This window comes from Sphingomonas sp. 1185 (assembly GCF_040544655.1).
In the GTDB taxonomy this organism is placed as follows: Bacteria; Pseudomonadota; Alphaproteobacteria; order Sphingomonadales; family Sphingomonadaceae; genus Sphingomonas.
Window position 1 is genome coordinate 1 of record NZ_JBEPKL010000043.1, and the last position, 23113, is coordinate 23113.

The window sequence follows — 23113 nt, forward strand, 5'->3', positions numbered from 1 at the left end:
CGCGCGGTGCGCCTCGGCCGCGCGGAACAGCAGCTCGGTGAAGGGCAGGTCGAACAGCGCGGCGATCTCGGCGCGGGTCCAGTCGGTGCGCGGGGGTGCCGTCTCGGCGCTCAGCGCGGTGGTCGTCGTCATCACGTGTCGTCCTGTCATTCGCCCGTTTCCGGCGGCATGTTATGGCCCAGCAGCCTCAGCACATCCTCGGCCGCCTTCACAAGATTGGTGCCGGGGCCGAAAATCGCCTGCACCCCGGCATCATAAAGTGCCTGATAATCCTGTGCCGGAATAACGCCACCCGCGATGACCTTGATATCGGCGCGCCCCGCATCGCGAAGATGGCCGATCAGTTCGGGGATCAGCGTCTTGTGACCCGCCGCAAGACTGGAGGCGCCGACGACATCGACATCGCGGGCGAGCGCGACCTGCGCGGCTTCCTCCGGTGTCTGGAACAGCGCGCCCGGCACCACCTCGAAACCCAGGTCACCGAACATGGATGACACGAGATTGGCACCCCGGTCATGCCCATCCTGGCCCATCTTGGCGACGAACAGCCGGGGCTTGCGACCGAGACGCCGTTCGACCGCCTCGACCCCGCGCAGCAGGCGGGCCCAGCGTTCGTCCTCGGCATAAGCGCCGCCGTAAACGCCGGAGACCGGGGTCGGCTGCGTGCCATAGCGGCCGAACGCATCCTCCAGCGCGGCGGAAATCTCGCCCAGGGTCGCCCGTGCCCGCGCCGCTTCGACAGCGAGCGCGAGGAGGTTGCTTCCCATTCCTCCCCCGGCGGGGGAGGTGGCGGCGGCGTCAGCCGCTGACGGAGGGGTGTCCCCCCTCTCGAGCGTCGACACCCCTCCGTCATCGCGGCGCGATGCCACCTCCCCTTGCAGGGGAGGATTTTGGGCTGCGTCGCGCAGGGCATCCAGCGCCGAGCGGCACGCCGCCTCGTCGCGCGCGGCCTTGACCGCCGCGATCCGCCCGACCTGGGCCCCGCGCACCGCGTGATTGTCGATGTCGAGGATCTCGACCTGCGCCTCGTCGGCCAGCCGGTATGTGTTGACCCCGACGATCACATCCTCGCCCCGGTCGACCCTGGCGGCGCGGGCGGCCGACGCCTCCTCGATCATCGCCTTGGGCCAGCCTGCCGCGACCGCCTTGGCCATGCCGCCTTCGGCCTCAATCCGCTCGATCAATTCCCAGGCACCGTCGACCAGCGACTGGGTCAGGCTCTCGACATAATAGCTGCCGCCGAGCGGATCGACGACCTTCGTCATCCCCGTTTCCTCCTGCAACACGATCTGCGTGTTGCGCGCGATCCGGGCGGAGAAGTCGGTGGGCAGCGCGATCGCCTCGTCCAGCGCATTGGTGTGGAGCGACTGGGTGCCGCCCAGCATCGCCGCCATCGCCTCGACGGTGGTGCGGATGACGTTGTTATACGGGTCCTGCTCGGTCAGCGACACGCCCGATGTCTGGCAATGGGTGCGCAGCATCTTGGAGCGCTCGTCCCTCGCGCCCAGTTGCGTCATCGCCCGGTGCCACAGCACGCGTGCGGCGCGCAGCTTGGCGACCTCCATGAAGAAGTTCATGCCGATCGCGAAGAAGAAGGACAGGCGCCCGGCGAACTTGTCGATGTCGAGGCCCGACGCGACACCGTACTTCACATATTCCATGCCGTCGGCGATGGTGAAGGCCAGCTCCTGGAGCTGCGTCGCCCCTGCCTCCTGCATGTGATAGCCCGAGATCGAGATGCTGTTGAACTTCGGCATCTCGGCGGATGTGTAGGCGAAGATGTCCGAGATGATCCGCATGCTCGGTTCGGGCGGATAGATATAGGTGTTGCGGACCATGAACTCCTTGAGGATGTCGTTCTGGATGGTCCCTTCCAGCTTGGAGCGGTGAACCCCCTGTTCCTCGGCCGCGACGATGAAGAAGGCGAGCACCGGGATCACCGCGCCGTTCATCGTCATGCTGACCGACATGGCATCGAGCGGAATGCCGTCGAACAGGATCTTCATATCCTCGACCGTGTCGATCGCGACGCCAGCCTTGCCCACGTCGCCGGTCACGCGCGGATGGTCGCTGTCGTAACCCCGGTGGGTGGCGAGATCGAAGGCGACCGACAGCCCCTTCTGCCCCGCCGCCAGATTGCGGCGGTAGAAGGCGTTCGATTCCTCGGCGGTCGAGAAGCCCGCATATTGCCGGATCGTCCAGGGCCGCCCCGCATACATGCTCGCCCGCACCCCACGCGTGAACGGCGCAAAGCCCGGCAGGCCGGGGTCGGCCTTCACATCATCGGCGGTGTAGAGCGGCTTGACCGTGATCCCCTCCGGCGTCTGCCAGTCGAGGTCGCGGCCCTTCACCTCGCGCGCGGCAAGGGCTTCCCAGTCTGACAGGTCAGGGCGTTCGGCCATCGGCCACTCCTCATCCATTCGTTACGCGCGCTACTTATTTTCTTTCACTAGAGCGAAATCATCATACGCGCGCAAGTCTTACCGCCCGAGGAAACGCGGCGGGCGCTTCTCGAAAAAGGCCCGGCCGCCCTCCTCTCCGTCCAGTGTCGCGCGGGCGCTCCGCTGGTCCTGTGCTTCGCGCGCGAGCGCTGTGGCATAGTCGCTGTCGAACCCGGCATGGAGCGCCCGGCGCATCAGGCCCAGCGCCACGCTCGGCCCCGCCGCCAGCCGTTCGGCCAGCGCCCAGGCCTCGGCATCGAGCGCATCGTCGGCGACGACCTTGTGGACCATACCCCAGTCGAGCGCCTTGGCCGCCCCCACCCGCTCGCCCAGCATCATCATCTCGGCGGCGCGGGCGCGGCCGATCAGGCGCGGGAGCATCCAGCTTGCCCCGCCATCGGGGACCATCCCGATATTGACGAAGGCGTGGAGGAAATAGGCGCTTTCGCTGGCGACGCAGAAATCGGCGGCGAGCGCCAGGCTGCACCCGATCCCTGCCGCCGCGCCGCGCACCGCGCTGACCACCGGGATGGGAAGATCGGCGAGCGCCAGCATCACGGGGTTGTAATGGTCGACCAGCGCGCGGTGGGCGGTGTCGGGGCCGACATCGCCGCCCGATATGTCCGCGCCCGAGCAAAAGGCGCGCCCCTCGCCCGCGATCAGTACCGCGCGGGCGTCACCTCTTTCCGCCAGCGCCGCGCGGATCGCATCGAACAGGGCGGGCGGCGCGGCGTTCAGCCGTTCGGGCCGATCGAGCGTCAGGACCAGCACGTCCCCCCGGCGCTCGGTGCGCAGCATGGCCTCGCTCAATGCCCCTCCTCCGGCGTTTCCATCAGCTCGACCAGCACGCCGCCCATGTCGCGCGGATGAAGGAAGACGACGTGCGTGCCATGCGCACCGATGCGCGGCTGGCCCAGCAGCGTCGCGCCCTTGGCCTGCAACGCGGCGACGGCAGCGGTCATGTCGGCCACCTCGAAGCAAAGGTGATGCTGGCCGCCGCCTGGGTTCTTCTTCAGGAAATTGGCGATGGGGGAGCTTTCATCGAGCGGCTGGATCAGCTCGATCTGCGTGTTGGGCGCATCGATGAAGCACACTCGCACGCCCTGCGGCGGCAGATCGAAGGGCGTGCCGATCGCGTCTGCGCCGAGGAGATGGCGATAGGTTTCGACCGTCTTCTCGATCGAAGGCGTGGCGATTCCGATATGGTTCAGGCGGCCGAGGGTCATGCGCGCCTCCAGCCGGTTTGCAACCGGAGAGCGCCAACCCTCCCCCGGCCCCTCCCGCCTGCGGGAGGGGAGAGGTTCCGGGCGATAGCTGGCCCCAGCCACGCCCCTCCCGCAAGCGGGAGGGGATGGGGGAGGGCTCCCCCCCTCGCGACCATCTCAGAGCGGCAGGTTGTCATGCTTCTTCCACGGGTTGGCGAGGTCCTTGTTGCGCAGCTTGCGCAGGCCCAGCGCGATGCGGCGGCGGGTGGAATGGGGCTGGATCACCTCGTCGACAAAGCCCTTCGACGCCGCCACGAACGGATTGGCGAAGCGCGCCTCATATTCGGCGGTGCGCTCGGCGATCTCTTCGGGGGTGCGCCCCCGGAAGATGATCTCGACCGCGCCCTTGGCCCCCATCACCGCGATCTCGGCGGTGGGCCAGGCATAGTTGAGGTCGCCGCGTAAGTGCTTGGAGGCCATCACGTCATAGGCGCCGCCATAGGCTTTCCGCGTGATGACGGTGATCTTCGGCACCGTCGCCTCGGCATAGGCGAAGAGCAGCTTGGCGCCATGCTTGATGATGCCGTTATGCTCCTGCGCGGTGCCGGGCAGAAAGCCGGGCACGTCGACAAAGGTCACGATCGGAATCTCGAACGCGTCGCAGAAGCGCACGAACCGCGCCGCCTTGCGGCTGGCATTGATGTCGAGCACGCCCGCCAGCACCATCGGCTGGTTCGCGACGAAGCCGACCGTGCGCCCCTCGATCCGGCCGAAACCGGTGATGATGTTGGCGCCGTGGGCAGGCTGGACCTCGAAGAAATCGCCTTCGTCCACGACCTTGGCGATCAGCTCATGCATGTCATAGGGCTGGTTGGCGCTGGCCGGGATCAGCGTGTCGAGGCTTTCCTCGATGCGGTCCCAGGCGTCGGCGGTCGGCCGCTCGGGCACGCCCTCGCGGTTGTTGGCCGGCAGGAAGTCGATGAAGTCGCGCGCGGCCAGCAGCGCCTCGATATCGTCCTCGAACGCGACGTCGGCGACGCCGGTCTTGGTGGTGTGCGTCACCGCGCCGCCCAGCGCTTCCTGCGTCACGACCTCGTTGGTCACCGTCTTCACGACATCGGGGCCGGTGACGAACATATAGCTCGAATCCTTCACCATGAAGATGAAGTCGGTCATGGCCGGCGAATAGACCGCGCCGCCTGCGCAGGGGCCAATGATGAGCGAAAGCTGCGGCACCACGCCGCTGGCCAGCACATTGCGCTGAAACACCTCGGCATAGCCGCCCAGCGACGCCACGCCCTCTTGGATGCGCGCGCCGCCGCTATCGTTCAGGCCGATAACGGGTGCGCCGACCTTCATCGCCATGTCCATGATCTTGCAGATCTTCTGCGCATGACGTTCGGACAGCGAGCCGCCGAACACGGTGAAGTCCTGGCTGAAGACGAACACCAGCCGCCCGTTGATCGTGCCCGACCCCGTCACCACGCCGTCGCCGGGGACGATCTGTTCGGTCATGCCGAAGTCGGTGCAGTTATGCTCGACGAACATGTCGAGCTCCTCGAAGCTGTCCTCGTCCAGCAGCACGTCGAGCCGCTCGCGCGCGGTCAGCTTGCCCTTGGCGTGCTGCGCGGCGACGCGCTTCTCGCCACCACCGGCCCGCGCGGCGGCGCGGCGGCGTTCCAGTTCGACCATCGTCGATGCCATGACCTCTCCTTGGGTTCTTTGCACGGGCTTATGCCCGAGAGGCCGGGGGGATGGCAAATGCTCTGGCTTACGTTTTCGTAAGCGGGGGCAGGGAATAGGGGATCGCCGCATGCGCTCCCCCTCCCGCTTGCGGGAGGGGAGTCAAGAAGTGCTTACCGATCAGATATCCAGGGCCCAGCCGTCGCGTCCCTTGGGATCGAACGGCCCACTCGGCACGAACCGCTCCTTCGCAGCGCGCAACCGCAACACGCTCCAGTCGCCGCGCCGATCGACCGTCTCCAGCGCGCAGCCGCACGCTTCATAGGCCGCGACCACATCGGCGCGCTGCGTCTCCAGCAACCCCGCCAGCACCAGCGTCGCCTCCGGCCCCGCGATCGCCGCCAGTTCCGGCGCCATCGAGATCAGCGGCCCGGCCAGGATATTGGCGACGACCAGGTCATAGGGCGCCCCCGCCATGATCGGATCGGCCAGCGCGCCGTCGGCGACGATCAGCGCGACCCCGTCGACGCCGTTGATCTCGGCATTCTCGGCGGTCACGTCGATCGCGATCGGATCGATATCGGTCGCCACGACCTTCGCCTCGGGCCAGAGGTGCCGCGCGGCGAAGGCGAGCAGCCCGGTGCCGGTGCCCACATCGATGGCGTTCGCCACCCGCTCGCCCGCCATGGCGTCGAGCATGGCCAGGCAACCGCTGGTGGTCTCATGATGCCCGGTGCCGAAGGCGCGGCCCGCCGGGATCTGGAAACCGCGCAGCCCCTGGGGCACCGCTTGGTCGCCGGTGTGGACGAAGAACCGCCCGACCGCCAGCGGTGCCAGCCCCGCCTGGCTGATCGTCACCCAGTCCTGCGCGGGCACATGCTCGACGGTGGCGGGGTGGTCGCCCGCGCTCGGCACCAGCGCGCGGATCGCGGCGATGGTGGCGGCATCGGGCTCCGCCTCGAAATAGGCGTCGAGCCGCCAATGTTCGCGGTCGTCCTCCACCTCCTCGGTGGTCATGATGACCGCCTCGATCGCCAGGTCGTCGGCCGCGTCGATCGCCTCCGCCTCGTCGCGGGTGCAGGGCAGGGTCAGCTTCCAGCTGTCAGCGGACATAGCTTGCTCCATTGATGTCGAGGACCGCGCCGGTCATCGAAGGCGGCGCATCGGTGCACAGGAAACGGACGGTCGCGGCGACCTCCTCGGGCGAGGCGACGCGGCCGAGCGGGATGTCGGCGAGCAGCTTGTCCCCGCCCCGGCTGGCCAGATAGTCATCGGCCATGCCGGTCATGGTGAAGCCGGGGCAGACCGCAAAGGCGAGGATGCCTTGCGCAGCATAGCCCCGCGCGATCGTCTTGGTCATCGCGACCATGCCGCCCTTGGACGCGGCATAATGCCAATGGGCGGGCGAGTCGCCGCGATAGGCGGCGCGGCTGGCGATGTTGACGATCCGGCCGCCCTGCCCCCGCGCCTGCCAGTGCAGCACCGCCAGACGGCAGAGTTCGGCCGAGGCGGTCAGGTTGACCTGCATCGTCCGTGCCCAGCTGTCCGACCAGTCATCGGCGTCGAGCGGGCTGGCCTCGAAGATGCCGGCATTGTTGACCAGCACGTCGATCGCCCCGCCCCCCTGTTCCAGCGCCGCGGCCCAGAGGCGGGCGGCCGCGCCCTCCTCGGACAGATCCACGGCAATGCCGCTGCGCGTGCCATGCCCCAGCACGCGCGTTTCGGGCATGGCGCCCAGGGTCGATGCGATGGCCGCGCCGATGCCTCGGCTGCTTCCGGTTACCAGGATCGTCGTCATGCCGTGCCCGTGCCGGGCGCATGCGGGCGCGTCAACAGAGTCGATCAGGCGGCGACGCGCACCACGAACTGGCTGGCACTGGCCTTCAGGTCGCCCAGCTGGCTGTCAAGATGGTCGAAGCCACGTCCGACCCGGTCGATCTCCTGCGCGACGCTCTCGGTATCCTCGCGGATCGCGGCGATGGTGTGCGACATCGAATCGGCCGCCAGCGCGGTCTCGTCGACGGCGGCGGTGATCGCGGTCACGGTCTGCGCCTGCGCCTCCATGGCGTGGCGGATATGCTCGGCCGAGGCCTGCAATTCGGTGACCGTCGCCTTGATCGAGGCGTTGGTCTCGACCGTGGAGCGGGTCGCGGCCTGGATCGCGGCGATCTTGGTGGCGATGTCGTCGGTCGCCCGCGCGGTCTGGCTGGCGAGGCTCTTGACCTCCTGCGCGACGACCGCGAAGCCCCGGCCCGCATCCCCGGCACGCGCCGCCTCGATCGTGGCGTTCAGCGCCAGGAGATTGGTCTGGCCCGCAATATCGCGGATCAGGCCCAGGATCGATTCGATCGACTTGGCGTGATCCGACAGCATTTCGGACATGCCGACCGCCTGGCCCGCCTGGTCGGCGGCGCGGTTGGCGACATCGGCGGCTTGGTCGACCTCGGCCCGGGCGTCCTCGATCGCGCGGATCAGCCCGGCGGCGGTCTGTGCCGCCTCACGCATCGCGACCGCCGACTGCTCGGCGGCGGCGGCGACCTCGCTCGACTTGCCCAGCATCCCGCGCGTCGAGAGCGAGGCGTCCTGCGCCTGGCGACGCAGATCCTGCCCCTCGACCGAGGCGTTTTCGACCACCGCGACGATGCCGTTGCGGAAATCCCCGGCCAGCCGCTCGCGCTCGCGATCGGCGCACCAATTCTCATAGCCCGAGAAGAGCTCGACGGTCAGTTCGGTTTCCATGCCGAACAGGCGGAGCAGCGTGTCGACCGCCACCGCCCGGCGCGGATCGTCGGCGGACATTTCCTCCATCAGGATCTTCAGCGCGGCCCGGTCGCTGGCGCAGGACATGGCCAGCGCGTCCATCGGCATGACGCCCGCGGCATAGGCCGAGGCCACCGAACGCCCCAGCGACTCCACCCAGTCGCGCCCCGACAGGTGGCAGAAGCGGTTGCGCAGATAGGCATTGCCCGTGACGCGGCGGCGTTCCTCGTCCAGCGGCGTCCAGTCGGGCTGTCCGGGATTGGCGGCGCGCCAATAATCCCAATAGGCATCGACGACCTCCTGCGCGCGCGGCTCGATCACCGGCCACAGCTCGGCCGCCTGCCGGATCAGCATGCCATCCCCCCCGTCAAAGGCCCGGATCCGCGCGTCGAGATCGATCGCGGCGGTGATGACCGTGGGCGGGGGCAGATCGGTCTTGGGCTGGGAATTGGGCTGGGACTTGGGCACGCAGGCTCCCCGTTTCAGGCACTTGGAATCGTTCGATGCGACCTTGCGTGAAAAGCGTTAAGGGGCGGTTAGCCGCGTTGCGCCCCTCCCCTGCCCGCCATCCCGCCCCGCAATCAATCTCGCCTCGCGACTTGCATCCTGTCGGCGTCTTCACCATAGGCGTATCCGCAAACCAGCCCGACTTTAGACTGTTCGAGGATCTGCCCTTGGCCGCCCGCAACACCGCACGCCCGCTCTCCCCGCATCTCCAGATCTGGAAATGGGGTCCCAACATGCTGGTCTCCATCCTGCACCGCGCCACCGGCACGGGCATGGCGACCGTGGGTGCGGCGCTTCTCGTCTGGTTCCTGGCGGCCGTCGCCGCGGGGCCGGAAAGCTATGCGACGTTCCGCGACGTCTTCACCGTCGAGTCGGGCAAGCTGAACATCATCGGCTATGTCGTCGGCATCGGCCTGACCGCCTGCCTGTTCCAGCACATGGCCAACGGCATCCGCCACCTGTTCATGGATGTCGGCGCAGGCTTCGAGCTGAAGTCGAACAAGCGTCAGGCGCAAGCCACCATCGTCTTCGCCGTCGTGATGACGGTGGCCTTCTGGCTCTATCTGGGGATCAAGTGATGCGTTCCGGAACCGCGATCGGCCGCGTGCGCGGCCTGGGCTCGGCCAAGTCGGGCACCCATCACTGGTTGAACCAGCGCCTGACGGCGGGCTCCAACTTCCTGCTGGTCGTCTGGCTGCTGATCTCGATCCTGCGCCAGCCGTCCTTCGACTATGCCTCGGTGCATCTGTGGCTGACCAATCCCTGGGCCGCCATCCCGATGGCGATGCTGGTCGCCTCGATCTTCTATCATATGCGCCTGGGGCTCCAGGTCGTGATCGAGGATTATGAGCAGGACCAGAACCGGGTCGCGCTGCTCGTCGTCATGAACCTGTTCGTCTTCACGATCGCCGCCATCGCCATTTTCTCGATCCTCAAGATCGCCTTCGGAGCCGCTGCATAATGTCCGCTGCCGCTTACAAGATCATCGACCATACCTATGACGCCGTCGTCGTGGGTGCGGGCGGCTCGGGCCTGCGCGCCACCATGGGCATTGCCGAGGCGGGTCTGAAGACCGCCTGCATCACCAAGGTGTTCCCGACGCGCAGCCACACCGTGGCCGCGCAGGGTGGCATCGCCGCGTCGCTCGGCAATATGGGTCCGGACCACTGGACCTGGCACATGTACGACACCGTCAAGGGGTCGGACTGGCTGGGCGACCAGGATGCGATCGAATATCTGTGCCGCGAGGCGCCCGCCGCCGTGTACGAGCTGGAGCATGCGGGCGTGCCGTTCAGCCGCACCGAAGAGGGCAAGATCTATCAGCGCCCCTTCGGCGGCATGATGCAGAATATGGGCGAAGGTCCCCCCGCGCAGCGCACCTGCGCCGCCGCCGACCGTACCGGCCACGCCATGCTGCACGCGCTGTACCAGCAGTCGCTGAAGTATGACGCGGACTTCTTCATCGAATATTTCGCGCTCGACCTGATCATGGACGAGCAGGGGAATTGCCGGGGCGTGATCGCGCTGTGCATGGAAGACGGGTCGATCCACCGTTTCCGCGCGCACAATGTCGTGCTGGCGACCGGCGGCTATGGCCGCTGCTATTTCTCGGCCACCTCGGCGCACACCTGCACGGGTGACGGCGGCGGCATGGTGCTGCGTGCGGGCCTGCCGCTCCAGGACATGGAGTTCGTGCAGTTCCACCCGACCGGCATCTACGGCGCGGGCGTCCTCATTACCGAGGGTGCACGCGGCGAAGGCGGCTACCTGACCAACTCCGAGGGCGAGCGCTTCATGGAGCGTTACGCGCCGTCGGCCAAGGACCTGGCCAGCCGCGACGTCGTGTCGCGCTCGATGGCGATGGAAATCCGCGAAGGGCGCGGCGTCGGCAAGGAGGGGGATCATATCTACCTCCATCTCGACCATATCGACCCCAAGGTCCTGGCCGAGCGCCTGCCCGGCATCACCGAGACCGGCAAGATCTTCGCCGGTGTCGACCTGACTCGCCAGCCGCTGCCCGTCACGCCGACCGTCCACTACAACATGGGCGGCATTCCGACCAACTATCATGGCGAGGTAGTCCGCCTGAAGGACGGCAACCCGGATTCGGTCGTCCCCGGCCTGTTCGCGGTTGGCGAGGCGGCCTGCGTGTCGGTACACGGCGCGAACCGCCTGGGCTCCAACTCGCTGATCGATCTCGTGGTGTTCGGCCGCGCGACCGGCCTGCGCATCAAGGACACGCTGAAGCCCGGCACGCCGCACGCGCCGCTGCCCAAGGGCTCGGAAGAGCTGGCGCTGGGTCGCCTGGATCACTTCCGCAACGCCGCCGGTGGCTCGACCACCGCGCAGGTACGCAGCGAGATGCAGAAGACGATGCAGCGCCACTGCGCCGTGTTCCGCACCGACGAGCTGCTGACCGAAGGCCGCCAGATGATCCGCGCCACCTATGACCGGATGAAGGACATCGGGATCAAGGATCGCTCGCTGATCTGGAACACCGATCTGGTCGAGACGCTGGAGCTGGACAATCTCATCAGCCAGGCCGTCGTGACGATGGAGTCGGCGCTGAACCGCAAGGAAAGCCGCGGCGCGCATGTGAACGAGGACTTCCCCGATCGCGACGACGCCAACTGGATGAAGCACACCGTTGCGACGTTCGACGGCTGGGGTGGTCAGGGCGGCGGTGTTGCGATCGACTATCGCCCGGTCCACGATTACACGCTGACCGACGATATCGAGTATATCAAGCCGAAGAAGCGGGTCTACTAAAAGCCCGGTTTTACGGTTCGGAATAAAGGGCTGGCGAGCGATCGCTGGCCCTTTTTTGTTTTCGGATCGCTCATTGCAGCGTCCTCTTCTTACTCCCCTCCCGCAGGCGGGAGGGGTTGGGGGAGGGAAAGCCCCAAGCGATGTCGCCCGTGGAGAGAGCCCTCCCCCCATCCCCCTCCCGCCTGCGGGAGGGGGAGCGCCCAGCCGCGCGCGATATACTTCATCCGACCTTCCGTAATCATTTCGCATGCGCAGCGGAACGCGAGCGGCGGGGATGGGTTCACTCGGCATGTCCGCATCCGCTATGCTTTCGTCCATGCTGGCCGACCTCGCCCCGCCCCCGCCCCGCCTGTCCACCAAGGACAGCTTGTTCCTTGACTTCGACGGCACCCTCGTCGACCTGGCCGACAATCCCGAGGGGGTGCATGTCAGCACCGCGCTCGCCGACCGGCTGGATGCGCTGGCCGCGCATATGCCCGGCCGTCTCGCCATCGTCAGCGGCCGCTCGATCGCGCAGCTCGATGCGCTGTTCGGCCCACAGGCGCAGCATTTCACGCTGGCGGGCAGCCACGGCGCCGAGCGCCGCAGCCCCGAGGACGGCCATAGCCGTCCCGAAAAGCCCGACCACCTCGCCACCGCAACCGAGGAGATGCGCGCCGTCGCCGAGGCGAACGACCTGTATTTCGAGACCAAGAGCTTCGGCGCGGGGCTGCATTATCGCCGCAATCCGCAGGCCGAACCGCTCGCCCTGCGCGAAGCCGCCGCCATCGCCGAGCGCCATGGCCTGACCCTGCAACCCGGCAAGATGATGGTCGAAATCCGCCTGCCCGGCGATAAGGGCCAGGCGATCGAAACCTTGATGGAAAGGCCCGCCATGCGCGGCACCATCCCGATCTTCTTCGGCGACGACGTGACCGACGAGGACGGCTTCGCCGCCGCCGCCGCACTTGGGGGTGCCGGGGTGCTGGTCGGCCCGATGCGCGAAACCGCCGCGCGCTACCGCCTGCCCGATGTCGCCGCCGTCCACTCATGGCTCGCCCAAGCGCTGGAGAATGCCGAATGACGCAACAGGATCTGAATCTCTGGCCGATCGGCAATTGCCAGGTTTCCGCATTGATCGACTCGACCGGACGGTTCGTCTGGGGTTGCGTGCCGCGCGTCGATGGCGACCCGGCCTTTTGCGCGCTGCTGGGCGATGGCGAGCCGGAGACGGGCTATTGGGCGATCGAGCTGGAGGACCGGGTCTCGACCACGCAAGGCTATCTGCGCAACACGCCGATCCTGGTCACGACCCATATGGACGATCGCGGCAACGGCATCGAGATCACCGATTTCTGCCCGCGTTTCTCGCGCGAGGGCCGCGTCTATCGCCCGACCAGCTATGTGCGGATCGTGCGGCCGATCGGCAGCCCCCGCATCCGCATCGCGCTTCGCGTCGCGACCGACTGGGGCAATCCAACCGAGCGGACGCAAGGGTCCAACCATATCCGCTATCTGATGACGCAGCAGACGCTGCGCCTGACCACCGATGCGCCGGTCGGCCATATCGCCGCCGAACAATGGTTCCGGCTCGAACGCCCGATCCACATGTTCCTGGGGCCGGACGAGAGCTTCGCGGGCGTGCTGAGCGAGGCGAGCCGCGCGATGCTGGAGCGCACCACCCATGAATGGCATCACTGGGTGCGCGGGCTAGCGACCCCGGTCGAGTGGCAGGCCGTCGTCATCCGCGCCGCGATCACGCTGAAGCTGTGCCAGCATGAGGAAACCGGCGCGATCGTCGCGGCGCTGACCACCTCGCTGCCCGAACATGCCGATTCGGGGCGCAACTGGGACTATCGCTACTGCTGGATCAGGGACGCCTATTACACGGTGCAGGCGCTCAACCGGCTGGGCGCACTCGACGTGCTGGAGGGGTATCTCGAATATCTCCGCAACATCGTCGATGCCGCGCGGGGCGGGCATATCCAGCCGCTCTACGGCGTCGGCGGCGAAGCGACCCTGGTCGAGCGGATCGAGACCAAGCTCCCCGGCTACCGCGCCATGGGGCCGGTCCGCGTCGGCAACCAGGCCTATGAGCAGATCCAGCACGATGCTTACGGCCAGATCGTGCTGTCCGACGTGCAGGCGTTCTTCGACACCCGCCTGTTCCGCATGTCGGGGGTCGAGGATTTCCACTCGCTGGAGCGGGTCGGCGAGCGCGCCTGGGCCAAGTACGACCAGCCCGATGCGGGCCTGTGGGAGCTGCGCACCAAGAGCCACGTCCACACCTATTCTGCCGCCATGTGCTGGGCAGCGTGCGACCGGCTGGCCAATGCCGCGCAGGCGCTGGGACTGGAGGAGCGCCGTGCCTTCTGGCAGGAGCGCGCCGACCTGATGCGCGAGACGATCGAGCAGGCGGCGTGGCGCCCCGAAACGCAGCGCATGTCGGCGACCTTCGGCGGCGACGATCTGGACGCCAGCATCATCCAGCTGCTCGACCTGCGCTTCCTGTCGCCCGACGATCCCCGTTTCCGCTCGACGCTCGACGCGGTGGAAAAGGGCCTGCGTCGCGGCAGCCATATGTTGCGCTATGCGACCGAGGATGATTTCGGCCTGCCCCATACCGCGTTCAACGTTTGCACCTTCTGGCTGATTGAAGCGTTATATGTGACCGGGCGTCATGCCGATGCCCGCGCGCTGTTCGAGGAGATGGTGGCGCGCTGCACCCCCGCCGGGCTTCTGTCCGAGGATATCGACCCGAATACGGGCGAGCTGTGGGGGAATTATCCGCAAACCTATTCGCTGGTCGGCCTGATCAACTGCGCCGTCCTGCTGAGTAAACCATGGAGTGCCGTGCGATGAGTCGCCTGATCGTCATCTCGAACCGGGTCCAGCCGCCCACCACCGGGCCGGGCGGAAATCAGGGCGGGCTGGCGGTCGCACTTCTCGCCGCGCTGCGCGAACAGGGCGGCATCTGGTTCGGCTGGTCGGGGGAGACCACCGAGGAATTCAGTGGCCATATCAACTTCCAGCAGGGCGGCGGCGTCACCACTGCGACCATCGACCTGGAAGAGCAGGATATCGACGAATATTATAACGGCTATGCCAACCGGACGCTGTGGCCGCTCTTCCACTATCGCATCGATCTGACCGAGTTCGAGCGCGACTTCGATTCCGGCTATGCCCGCGTCAACGAGCGCTTCGCCGAGACGGTGCAGCCGCTGATCGAGCCCGACGATCTGGTCTGGGTCCACGACTATCACCTGATCCCGCTGGGCCGTGACCTGCGCAAGCGCGGGTTCAAGAACCGGATCGGCTTCTTCCTCCACATTCCCTGGCCGCCGGTGCGGCTGCTGATGTCGCTGCCCAGCCATCGCAAGCTGGTGGAATCGCTCTTCGCCTATGACGTGGTGGGGTTCCATACCGAGGACTGGCTCGACAGCTTCCGCGACTATGTGACCAAGGAGCTGGGCGGCACGCTGGGCGAGAATGGCGCGGTGACGTGGAACGGCAAGACCATCCAGGCGATCCGCGCGCCGATCGGCATCGAAACCAAGGAGTTCGAGGAAGCCGCCAGCGGCCACGACGCCCGTTTCGCGCGCGAACGCATGTATATGTCGGCGACCGGCCGCAGCCTGATCGTCGGGGTCGACCGGCTCGACTATTCCAAGGGGCTGGCCGAACGTTTCCTGGGCTATGAGCGTTTCCTGGCGCAGAATCCGGAACGGCGCGCGCTGGTCTATATGCTCCAGATCGCACCGCCCAGCCGCGAGAAGGTGAACACCTATCAGGAGATCCGCGCCAATCTCGATGCGCTGTCGGGGCGGATCAACGGCGAATATGCCGATATCGACTGGGTGCCGATCCGCTACGTCAACAAGGGGTTTCCACGACCCGTGCTGGCGGGCATCTATCGCGCGGCGCGGATCGGGCTGGTGACGCCCTTGCGCGACGGGATGAACCTGGTCGCCAAGGAATATGTCGCGGCGCAGGACCCGGACGATCCCGGCGTGCTGATCCTGTCGCGCTTCGCAGGCGCGGCCGAGCAGTTGAAGGACGCGGTCCTCATCAATCCCTACAGCGCCGAGGAAATGTCCGACGCCATCGTCCAGGCGCTGACCATGCCGCGCGACGAACGCATCCGGCGCTGGGAAAGCCTGATCGACAATGTCCGGCGCGAAGACGTGTTCTGGTGGTGCGAACTGTTCCTCGCCGCGCTGCGCGGGGATGGGGTGAAAGAGGAAGCGAAGGCGATCGAGGCGGCGGAGTCCTGACCATTCCTCCCCTGTAAGGGGAGGTGGCGCGCGTAGCGCGTCGGAGGGGAGTGGCAGGTCAAACCCGCCCCGCGGGTTTGAGGATTGCCGGGGGCAATCCGGCATGCCACTCGCTATCGATAGCGGGATACCCCTCCGTCAGGGCTGACGCCCTGCCACCTCCCCTTGCAGGGGAAGAATTTGCGAATGGTGCTCCAACCGCCGCTTGGGCAGCGCCTCCGGCATCTCACGCCGGATATATTCCAGCAGCCCTTCGCGAATCTCGCACCGCAGATCGAAGGCGATCGCCGCATCGCGCGCGGTCATCAGTCCGCGCACCTCGATCGAGTCCGGCTTTACATCGGTCACCTGCATGTTGAAGAAACGCCGGTCCCAGCGCGTGCTCGCCTCGACCAGCTCGCCCATTTTCTCGCGCAGCCGGGGAATGTCGGCGGCCGGGTCGAGATACCAGAAGACAGACCCCAGCAGCTGGCTGGTCTCGCGCGTCCAGTTCTGGAAGCTGTTCTCCAGGAACTTGGCGACCGGCACGACCAGCCGCCGCTCGTCCCAGATGCGCACCACGACGAAGGTCAGGTGAATCTGTTCGATCCGTCCCCATTCGTTGTCGATGATGACCACGTCGTCGAGGCGGATCGGCTCGGTAAAGGCCATCTGCACGCCCGCGATCAGGTTCTTGAGCGCGGGCTGCGCGGCGGCACCGACGACCAGGCCAGCGATGCCCGCCGAGGCCATCAGCGTGACGCCGATGGTGCGGATGCCGGGTACGCTGAGCAGCATCAGGCAGACGGTCAGGAACACGATCAGGAAAATGCCGATCCGCCCCAATATCTGCGCCCGCGTCCGCTTGCGCCGGGCGCGCAGATTGTCCTCGACGCTGATGTCGGCGCGCAGGTAGACGACGCCCTGCAGCGCGCGCAGCCCCGCCACCGCCAGCCAGCCGAGAAGTGCCGGCACGCAGAAGCCCAGCGCCTGCCGCCATATCTCGCGCCCGTCGCTGGACATCGGGACCAGCCGCATCGCGAAGCTGACCGCGATGGCGATCGCGACCCAGCGCAAGGGCTGGCGGATATGTTCGAGGACCAGATCGTCGCTCTGGCTGGCGGTCCGCCGCGCGGCATGCCCCGCGATCCGCATCGCGACGCTGTGGACCAGCACCGCGATCAGGATCGCGACCGCAATGATCGTCACATGTTGAAGCCACAGCCATTCGGCCGGAATGTCGAGCGATCGAAGCCAGCGCATGGGGTGCTAAAGGGTCAAAGGGGGGAAGGTTCCTTTTGGTTGCCGGATTCCCTTGGCCTTCGACTTCGCTCAGGCTGAACGGAGGGGAGAGTAAGGCCACAAATCCTACCGCCCGTTCAGCCTGAGCGAAGTCGAAGGCCACGCCCCACCCCTACCCAACACGAAAACGCCCCCCGACCAAAGCCGGAGGGCGTCCTCGTCAAACCCCGATCACCGCGCCGGGCGGACCGCCCCCGTGGGGGCAGGAGCCGGAGCCCCGGCGGGCGGCGGGGGCGGCGGTACGGGGGCGCCTTGCGGGGCCTGACCATTCACCGGGGGCGGCGGAGGCGGGGGCACGGCACCCGGACCACCCGGACCACCCGGTGCGCAGCCACCCGGCGGCGGGGGCGGAGGAGCACCGGGACCACCCGGCGCACCCGGACCGCCGGGGGGCGGCGGAGGCGGCGGCGGGCCGTCGCCACGCGGGCCACCGGGGCCGCCGGGACCGCGCGGACCGCCCGGCGGGGGCGGCGGGGGGCCCACCGGCGTCACCGTCCCTTGCGGATTGACCAGATATTGGGCGTGCATCAGCCCGTCGTCATAGCGGCCCTGCACCATCACGTTGCTGCCGACTGCGGGCATCGCGTCACGGTCGCCGGCGACCATCGCGCGGCCGGTGGCGTCCTGTACCACGAAGCGGTCGCCAAAGACCTCGGCCACCCGCCCCTTGGCGGTGACGATGCCGCTGGACGAAGCCAGCTTGGCGATCGGCGTCGGAATGGTCGGCGCCATGGTGACGGTCGGCCGGGTCATCGAGACGGCGGCGGCACCGCCGCCCGCGCCCAGCGTGATCAGGGCCGCTGCGGCGACCGCCAGCGGGGCCTTGCCTTGCAGCCGGGGAGTCGGGAAATTCCATCGAGACATGCTGTCCTCCTTGGTTGATGTCCCGCTTTTAGGTGATTCGCCCCGATGCCCGCTGAACCACGCGGTTCAGATTGGGTTTAAGCAATCGGCCGATAGCCGGGGTCGGTCGGGGACAAGAAGGAAAGGGGATCATGCGTATCCTGTTGGTCGAGGATGACGCCGCTTTGGGTCCCGCCATCGCGCGCGCGCTGCGGGCCGAGCATTGCGCGGTCGACCTGTTCGCCAGCGGCGTCGATGCGGGCCATGCGGGCGACACCGAAATCTATGACGCCGCCGTGCTCGACCTCGGCCTGCCCGATGGCGACGGCATGACCCTGCTCCGCCAGTGGCGCGAGGCGGGGCGGGCCCTGCCCGTGCTGATCCTGACCGCGCGCGACGGCTGGTCGGACAAGGTGGCGGGGTTCAAGGCAGGGGCGGACGATTATCTGACCAAGCCCTTCCGCGTCGAGGAACTGGTGATGCGGCTGCGCGCGCTGGTCCGCCGCGCGGCGGGCCATGCCCAGCCGCGCCTGACCTGCGGCCCCCTGTCCTTCGACAGCCAGACCGGGCAGTTTGAGCTGGACGGCCTGCCGCTGAAGCTGACCGCGTTCGAATGGCGCGTCCTGTCCGCGCTGATGCTGCGCAAGGAAGCGGTCATTCCCCGGCTGGAACTGCTCGAGCGGGTCTATGAGGGCGATGCCGATGTCGATTCCAACAGCCTGGAGGTGATCGTCGGGCGGTTGCGCAAGAAGGTCGGCGCGGCGCTGATCGAGACGGTGCGCGGGCTGGGCTATCGCCTGACCGCCGGTGAAGCCTCATGAGGATGCCGCGTTCGATCCATGGCCGGATGATCGTCATCTCGGGCACCGCGATCCTCGCCGCGCTGCTGATCGCGGGCTGGGCGCTGACCAGCGCGCTGGAGGGGATCGTGACGCGCGGGCTGGACCAGCGGCTCGATTCGGAGATCGCCGTGCTCGCCGCCGCGATCGGGCCGGACGGACGGGTCGACCGGGCGCGCATCGCCGATCGTCGCGGGCTGCTGCAGCCCGAGCCAGGCTGGCGCTGGCGGATCATGGGGCCTGACGGCACGCTGGGATCGGGCGATTTCCCGCCGCTCGTCACGCCGCATCCCCCCGGCCCCGGCCCCGGCTCTAGCCCGGACCCCGCCCCCCACCCCGACGAAGCCGGTCGTCCCCCCGCCCCGCCGCCACCTGGCCCCGCCATCCAGGGCCCCCGCCCCGCCGAGGGTCGGACCGAACAGGGCGTGCGCGTCCATGCCCGGCAGATCGCCATCCCCTCCTCGCGCGGCCTCATGACGATCACCGCCGCCGCCCCGCGCGCGGTCGTCGCACAGCCGATCCGCGCCGCGCTGGTCCCGTTGCTGGCAATGCTGGCCGGGCTAGGGGTGTTGCTGGCGGCGACGAGCCTGATCCAGCTGCGGCTGGGTCTGCGCCCGTTGCGGCGTCTGCGCGATCAGGTGGCGGCGATCCGGGGCGGGACGCTGAGCCAGGTCGATGAGGACCAGCCCGCCGAGCTTCGCCCGCTCGCGGTCGAACTCAACGCGATGGCCGCCGATAGCGAGCGCGCGCTCGCCACCGCACGGGCCTCCGCCGCCAATCTGGCGCATGCGCTCAAGACGCCGGTCGCCACGCTGGCGCTCGATCTGGCGGGTGATCCGCCCCGCGCGGCACAGGTCGCGCGGATCGATGCCACCATTCGCCATCACCTTGCGCGGGCGCGGGTCCAGAACGGGGCGGTGCGCGCCGCGACCGCGCTCGCCCCCGCGATCCATGACCTGACCCATGCGATCGGGCGGCTCCATGCCGATCGCGGCATCGCCCTGTCCGCCGACCTGCCCGACGATCTAGCGGTGGCGATGGACGCGCAGGATCTGGACGAGGTCGCGGGCAATCTGATCGACAATGCCGCCCGCCATGCCCGCACCCGCGTCATGATCGCGGTGCGCACGGAGGAACGGCAGATCCGGCTGACCGTGTCGGACGACGGCCCCGGCATCGCCGAGGCGGACCGGATTCGCGCGACCCAGGCGGGGGCGCGGCTGGACGAGCGGGGCGACGGGCATGGCTTCGGCCTGTCGATCGCGCGCGAACTGGCCGAGCTTCATGGCGGGCGACTGCTCCTCGACGAAGCGGCGGGGGGCGGGCTGGCCGCCACCGTGCTGCTGCCCCGCGCCGCCCGCACCGCCTAGACAGGAGAGCATGATGATCCCCCGCCCCGCCCGCCTCCGCCCGATATGCCTGCTCCCCATGCTGGCCCTGCTGCTTCAGGCGCAGACGCCGGTTCCGGTCGCGCCGCCCTCGCCCGCCGACATTTATGGCCCACTATTCGCCGCCGTTCAGGAGGCGCAGGTCTTTCCCGACGGCAAGACCTTCGCCGATGCGGTGCCGCGCGAAGCGCCGCAGGCGATCCTGGCCGCCTATGCGCGCGAGAAGCCGGTGGACAAGGCGGCGCTGGCGGCTTTCGTCCACCGCCATTTCTCGGTGCGCGGCGACGAGGCAAAGGCCCGCCCGCCGCTGCGCGCGCGCATCCGCGACCTGTGGCCCGTGCTGGGCCGCGCGCCTTTCGCCGCGACGCCGGGCTCCTCCGCGCTGGGGCTGAACCGCGGCTATATCGTGCCCGGCGACCGGTTTCAGGAAATCTATTACTGGGACAGCTATTTCACGATGCTGGGGCTGAAGGCCGATGGCCAGGCGCCGCTGGTCGAGGCGATGCTCGCCAATTTCGTCGATCTGGTCGAGCGGTACGGCCATGTCCCGAACGGCACGCGCAGCTATTATCTCAGCCGGTCGCAGCCGCCGTTCCTGGCGCTGATGATGGACCTGTCCGACGATCGCGACCCGGCGCTGGCGAAGCGGCGGCTGGCGGCACTGATCCGCGAGCATGACTATTGGATGGCGGGGGCGGACTGCCTGGATGCCACCGACGCCTGCCGGCATGTCGTGCGGATGCCCGATGGCAGCCTGCTGAACCGCTATTGGGATGCGCGCGATACGCCGCGCGACGAGAGCTGGCGCGAGGATCGCGAAACCGCCGCCAGGGCCGCGCCCCGCCCCGCCGCGATCGTGCAGCGCGACCTGCGCGCGGCGGCGGAGTCGGGCTGGGACTTCAGCTCGCGCTGGCTGGGCGACCCGATGCGATTGGAGACGATCCGCACCACCGATATCGTGCCTGTCGACCTCAACAGCCTGTTGTGGATCGGCGAAACCCGCATCGCCGCGCGGGCCAGGGCCGCCGGGGACGACGCGACCGCGCAGCGTTTCGCCGCCATGGCGTCGCGGCGAAAGGCGGCGATCGACCGCTATCTCTGGGTCGCCGGGGAACGGCGTTTCGCCGATTGGGACCGAGTGGCCCGGCGCCCCACGGCGGCACGCACCGCCGCCTCGCTCTTCCCGCTGTTCGCCGGGCTGGCGAGTGCCGGGCAGGCGCGCGCGGTCGCCGCATCCACCCGCGCCACCCTGGTCGGCGAAGGCGGGCTGCGCACCACCAATATCCGGTCGGGCCAGCAATGGGATTCCCCCAATGGCTGGGCGCCGCTGCAATGGATCGCGGTCGAGGGGCTGGGCCGCTATGGCGAACAGGCACTGGCCAGGGACATTGCCCGCCGCTGGATCGCGACCGTCGCGCGGACCTATGCCGAGACGGGAAAGCTGCTGGAAAAATACGATGTCGAGGAACGGCGGCCCGGCGGCGGCGGGGAATATCCGACGCAGGACGGGTTCGGATGGACCAACGGGGTTACGGCGGCGATGCTGGAGCGGTGGCCGGATCTGATCCCGTCGGATGGTGCGCCCCGATAAGGGGTTCGCGGGGAGGCACGAACAAAAACTCTCCCCCCGCCCCGGACTTCGTGTAGCGGACCCCGCATGACCGACATTCCGCACACCGTCCTGGGCATCGACTTCGGCACCACCAACTCGGTCATCGCGCGTGCCGAGGGCGGGCAGTCGCATCTCGTCCCCCTCAAGGGGCCCAAGGACGCCGATCCGGTCTTCCGTTCGGCGCTGTGCTTCTGGGAGGATGACGGGATCGCGGTCGAGGCGGGGCCCTGGGCGATCGCCGAATATCTCGACTTTCCGGGTGGCAGCCGCTTCATCCAGTCGTTCAAGTCGGTCGCCGCCTCGCCCGTGTTCGAGCATGCGACGGTGTTCGACAAACGCTATCGCTTCGAGGAACTGGGCCGCACCTTTCTCGACCGGATGGCGGCGCATGGCGGCGGCGCCCTGGACGGCAAGGCGGCGCGGATCGTGGTCGGGCGGCCGGTGGAATATGCCGGGCACCGCCCCGACGAGGCGCTCGCACGCCAGCGTTATGACGCGATGTTCGCGCGGCTGGGGGCGGAGATTCACTATGTCTATGAACCGCTGGGCGCGGCGTTCAGCTATGCCTCGCGGATCACCGAGCCCGCGACGGTCTTGGTCGCCGATTTCGGCGGCGGCACCAGCGACTTTTCGATCGTCCGCATCGCCGCGCCCGGCGCCGAGCGCCGCTGCGAGCCGCTGGGCCATGCCGGTGTCGGCATTGCGGGGGATCGGTTCGACCAGCGGCTGATCGATCACCTCGTCCTGCCGCTGCTGGGCGCGGGCGGCCAATATCGGTCGTTCGACAAGGTGCTGGAGATTCCGCGCGGCTATTTCGCCGATTTCGGCGACTGGTCGCGCCTGGCGCTGATGCGCAACCGCAAGACGCTGGCCGAGTTGGAGAAGCTGCGCCGCGCCGCGCTCGACCCGGAGGCGATCGGCCGGATGATCGCGATCATCGAGGAGGAGCAGGGATACCGGCTCTACGATGCGGTCGGCCGGGTGAAGCGCGACCTGTCGGCGGCGGAGGAGGCGCGGTTCCGGTTCGAAGGCGGCGGCCTGTCGATCGAGGCGGGGGTGAGCCGGAAGGATTTCGAAAGCTGGATCGCCCCCGATCTGGCGCGGATCGAGCAGGCGGTCGACCGGGCGATGACGGCGGCGGCGACCGGGCCCGAGCGGATCGACCAGGTGTTCCTGACCGGCGGCACCTCGCTGATGCCCGCCATCCGGCGGATGTTCGAGATGCGCTTCGGCGAGGGCAAGATCGCGACCGGCGGCGAACTCACCTCGATCGCGCATGGCCTGGCGCTGATCGGAGAGCAGGCGGATATCGGGGCCTGGGCGGTGTAAAAGCCCCTCCCGCAGGCAAGAGGGGTTTGGGGAGGGCACGGCCGCGAGCTCAGGTCTCGGTGAGACTCGCTGCCCTCCCCCATCCCCTCCCGCCTGCGGGAGGGGAGCGGCTAGAGCAAATTCCGATCAGTCTGCATCGTAACCGGCTGCGGCGAAGTAGTTGGCGCATTCGGCAGGCGTGAAGGTGTCGATGGCGGCACCGA

19 protein-coding genes and 1 pseudogene are annotated in these 23113 nt (G+C 68.2%); 10 read left to right on the top strand and 10 right to left on the bottom strand.

Going from position 1 to position 23113, the window contains the following annotated elements; translation table 11 throughout:
• From ABIC44_RS18620 to ABIC44_RS18655, 8 genes and pseudogenes are all read right to left on the bottom strand, one after another.
• Positions 1 to 132: pseudogene (locus ABIC44_RS18620) on the bottom strand (biotin synthase BioB); the annotation flags it as partial.
• Positions 133 to 146: 14 nt separating this feature from the next.
• The gene (gene scpA, locus ABIC44_RS18625; RefSeq protein ID WP_354296912.1) at positions 147 to 2402 is read right to left on the bottom strand and encodes a methylmalonyl-CoA mutase; all 2256 of its coding nucleotides are present in this window, start codon (positions 2400 to 2402) and stop codon (positions 147 to 149) included.
• Positions 2403 to 2480: 78 nt separating this feature from the next.
• On the bottom strand, positions 2481 to 3239 hold the full coding sequence (locus ABIC44_RS18630; RefSeq protein WP_354296931.1) for an enoyl-CoA hydratase-related protein: 759 nt from the start codon (positions 3237 to 3239) through the stop codon (positions 2481 to 2483).
• An 8-nt stretch (positions 3240 to 3247) separates the two neighbouring features.
• On the bottom strand, positions 3248 to 3667 hold the full coding sequence (gene mce, locus ABIC44_RS18635; protein WP_354296913.1) for a methylmalonyl-CoA epimerase: 420 nt from the start codon (positions 3665 to 3667) through the stop codon (positions 3248 to 3250).
• 156 nt (positions 3668 to 3823) lie between these two features.
• The gene (locus ABIC44_RS18640; RefSeq protein WP_354296914.1) at positions 3824 to 5350 is read right to left on the bottom strand and encodes an acyl-CoA carboxylase subunit beta; all 1527 of its coding nucleotides are present in this window, start codon (positions 5348 to 5350) and stop codon (positions 3824 to 3826) included.
• A gap of 159 nt (positions 5351 to 5509) precedes the next feature.
• Positions 5510 to 6442 (bottom strand): 50S ribosomal protein L11 methyltransferase, encoded by a 933-nt coding sequence (locus ABIC44_RS18645; protein WP_354296916.1) that lies wholly within the window; start codon positions 6440 to 6442, stop codon positions 5510 to 5512.
• Entirely contained in the window at positions 6432 to 7127 is a 696-nt protein-coding gene (locus tag ABIC44_RS18650; protein WP_354296917.1) for an SDR family NAD(P)-dependent oxidoreductase, read from the bottom strand. Before ABIC44_RS18650 ends, ABIC44_RS18645 begins: the two co-directional genes overlap by 11 nt.
• A gap of 44 nt (positions 7128 to 7171) precedes the next feature.
• Positions 7172 to 8518 carry a methyl-accepting chemotaxis protein gene (locus ABIC44_RS18655; protein WP_307104635.1) on the bottom strand — a complete coding sequence of 449 codons (1347 nt, stop codon included), beginning with the start codon at positions 8516 to 8518 and terminating at the stop codon, positions 7172 to 7174.
• 245 nt (positions 8519 to 8763) lie between these two features.
• On the opposite strand from ABIC44_RS18655, the gene sdhC reads away from it, so the two are divergent.
• From sdhC to ABIC44_RS18685, 6 genes are all read left to right on the top strand, one after another.
• Positions 8764 to 9174, top strand: a complete 411-nt coding sequence (gene sdhC / locus ABIC44_RS18660; protein WP_354296918.1) for a succinate dehydrogenase, cytochrome b556 subunit — start codon at positions 8764 to 8766, stop codon at positions 9172 to 9174.
• The gene (gene sdhD / locus ABIC44_RS18665) at positions 9174 to 9557 is read left to right on the top strand and encodes a succinate dehydrogenase, hydrophobic membrane anchor protein (protein ID WP_354296933.1); all 384 of its coding nucleotides are present in this window, start codon (positions 9174 to 9176) and stop codon (positions 9555 to 9557) included. The genes sdhC and sdhD overlap by 1 nt, the downstream gene beginning before the upstream one ends.
• Entirely contained in the window at positions 9557 to 11365 is a 1809-nt protein-coding gene (gene sdhA / locus ABIC44_RS18670) for a succinate dehydrogenase flavoprotein subunit (RefSeq protein WP_354296919.1), read from the top strand. The genes sdhD and sdhA overlap by 1 nt, the downstream gene beginning before the upstream one ends.
• A gap of 289 nt (positions 11366 to 11654) precedes the next feature.
• Positions 11655 to 12428: a trehalose-phosphatase gene (gene otsB, locus ABIC44_RS18675; RefSeq protein ID WP_354296920.1), complete on the top strand. Its 774-nt coding sequence runs from the start codon at positions 11655 to 11657 to the stop codon at positions 12426 to 12428.
• Positions 12425 to 14206, top strand: coding sequence for a glycoside hydrolase family 15 protein (locus tag ABIC44_RS18680; protein WP_354296921.1), 1782 nt, complete (start codon positions 12425 to 12427; stop codon positions 14204 to 14206). Before otsB ends, ABIC44_RS18680 begins: the two co-directional genes overlap by 4 nt.
• Positions 14203 to 15618, top strand: coding sequence for an alpha,alpha-trehalose-phosphate synthase (UDP-forming) (locus ABIC44_RS18685; RefSeq protein ID WP_354296922.1), 1416 nt, complete (start codon positions 14203 to 14205; stop codon positions 15616 to 15618). The genes ABIC44_RS18680 and ABIC44_RS18685 overlap by 4 nt, the downstream gene beginning before the upstream one ends.
• A 138-nt stretch (positions 15619 to 15756) precedes the next feature.
• On the opposite strand, the gene ABIC44_RS18690 is transcribed toward ABIC44_RS18685, so the two are convergent.
• Positions 15757 to 16860 carry a mechanosensitive ion channel family protein gene (locus ABIC44_RS18690; protein ID WP_354296924.1) on the bottom strand — a complete coding sequence of 368 codons (1104 nt, stop codon included), beginning with the start codon at positions 16858 to 16860 and terminating at the stop codon, positions 15757 to 15759.
• A 210-nt stretch (positions 16861 to 17070) separates the two neighbouring features.
• Positions 17071 to 17763, bottom strand: a complete 693-nt coding sequence (locus tag ABIC44_RS18695; RefSeq protein WP_354296926.1) for a hypothetical protein — start codon at positions 17761 to 17763, stop codon at positions 17071 to 17073.
• A 131-nt stretch (positions 17764 to 17894) separates the two neighbouring features.
• On the opposite strand from ABIC44_RS18695, the gene ABIC44_RS18700 reads away from it, so the two are divergent.
• From ABIC44_RS18700 to ABIC44_RS18715, 4 genes are all read left to right on the top strand, one after another.
• Positions 17895 to 18563, top strand: coding sequence for a response regulator (locus ABIC44_RS18700; protein WP_354296927.1), 669 nt, complete (start codon positions 17895 to 17897; stop codon positions 18561 to 18563).
• 2 nt (positions 18564 to 18565) lie between these two features.
• The gene (locus ABIC44_RS18705; RefSeq protein ID WP_354296928.1) at positions 18566 to 19951 is read left to right on the top strand and encodes a sensor histidine kinase; all 1386 of its coding nucleotides are present in this window, start codon (positions 18566 to 18568) and stop codon (positions 19949 to 19951) included.
• 13 nt (positions 19952 to 19964) lie between these two features.
• Positions 19965 to 21560, top strand: coding sequence for an alpha,alpha-trehalase TreF (gene treF, locus ABIC44_RS18710; protein WP_354296934.1), 1596 nt, complete (start codon positions 19965 to 19967; stop codon positions 21558 to 21560).
• A 66-nt stretch (positions 21561 to 21626) separates the two neighbouring features.
• Positions 21627 to 22910: an Hsp70 family protein gene (locus tag ABIC44_RS18715; RefSeq protein ID WP_354296929.1), complete on the top strand. Its 1284-nt coding sequence runs from the start codon at positions 21627 to 21629 to the stop codon at positions 22908 to 22910.
• The last annotated feature ends 203 nt before the right edge of the window (positions 22911 to 23113 follow it).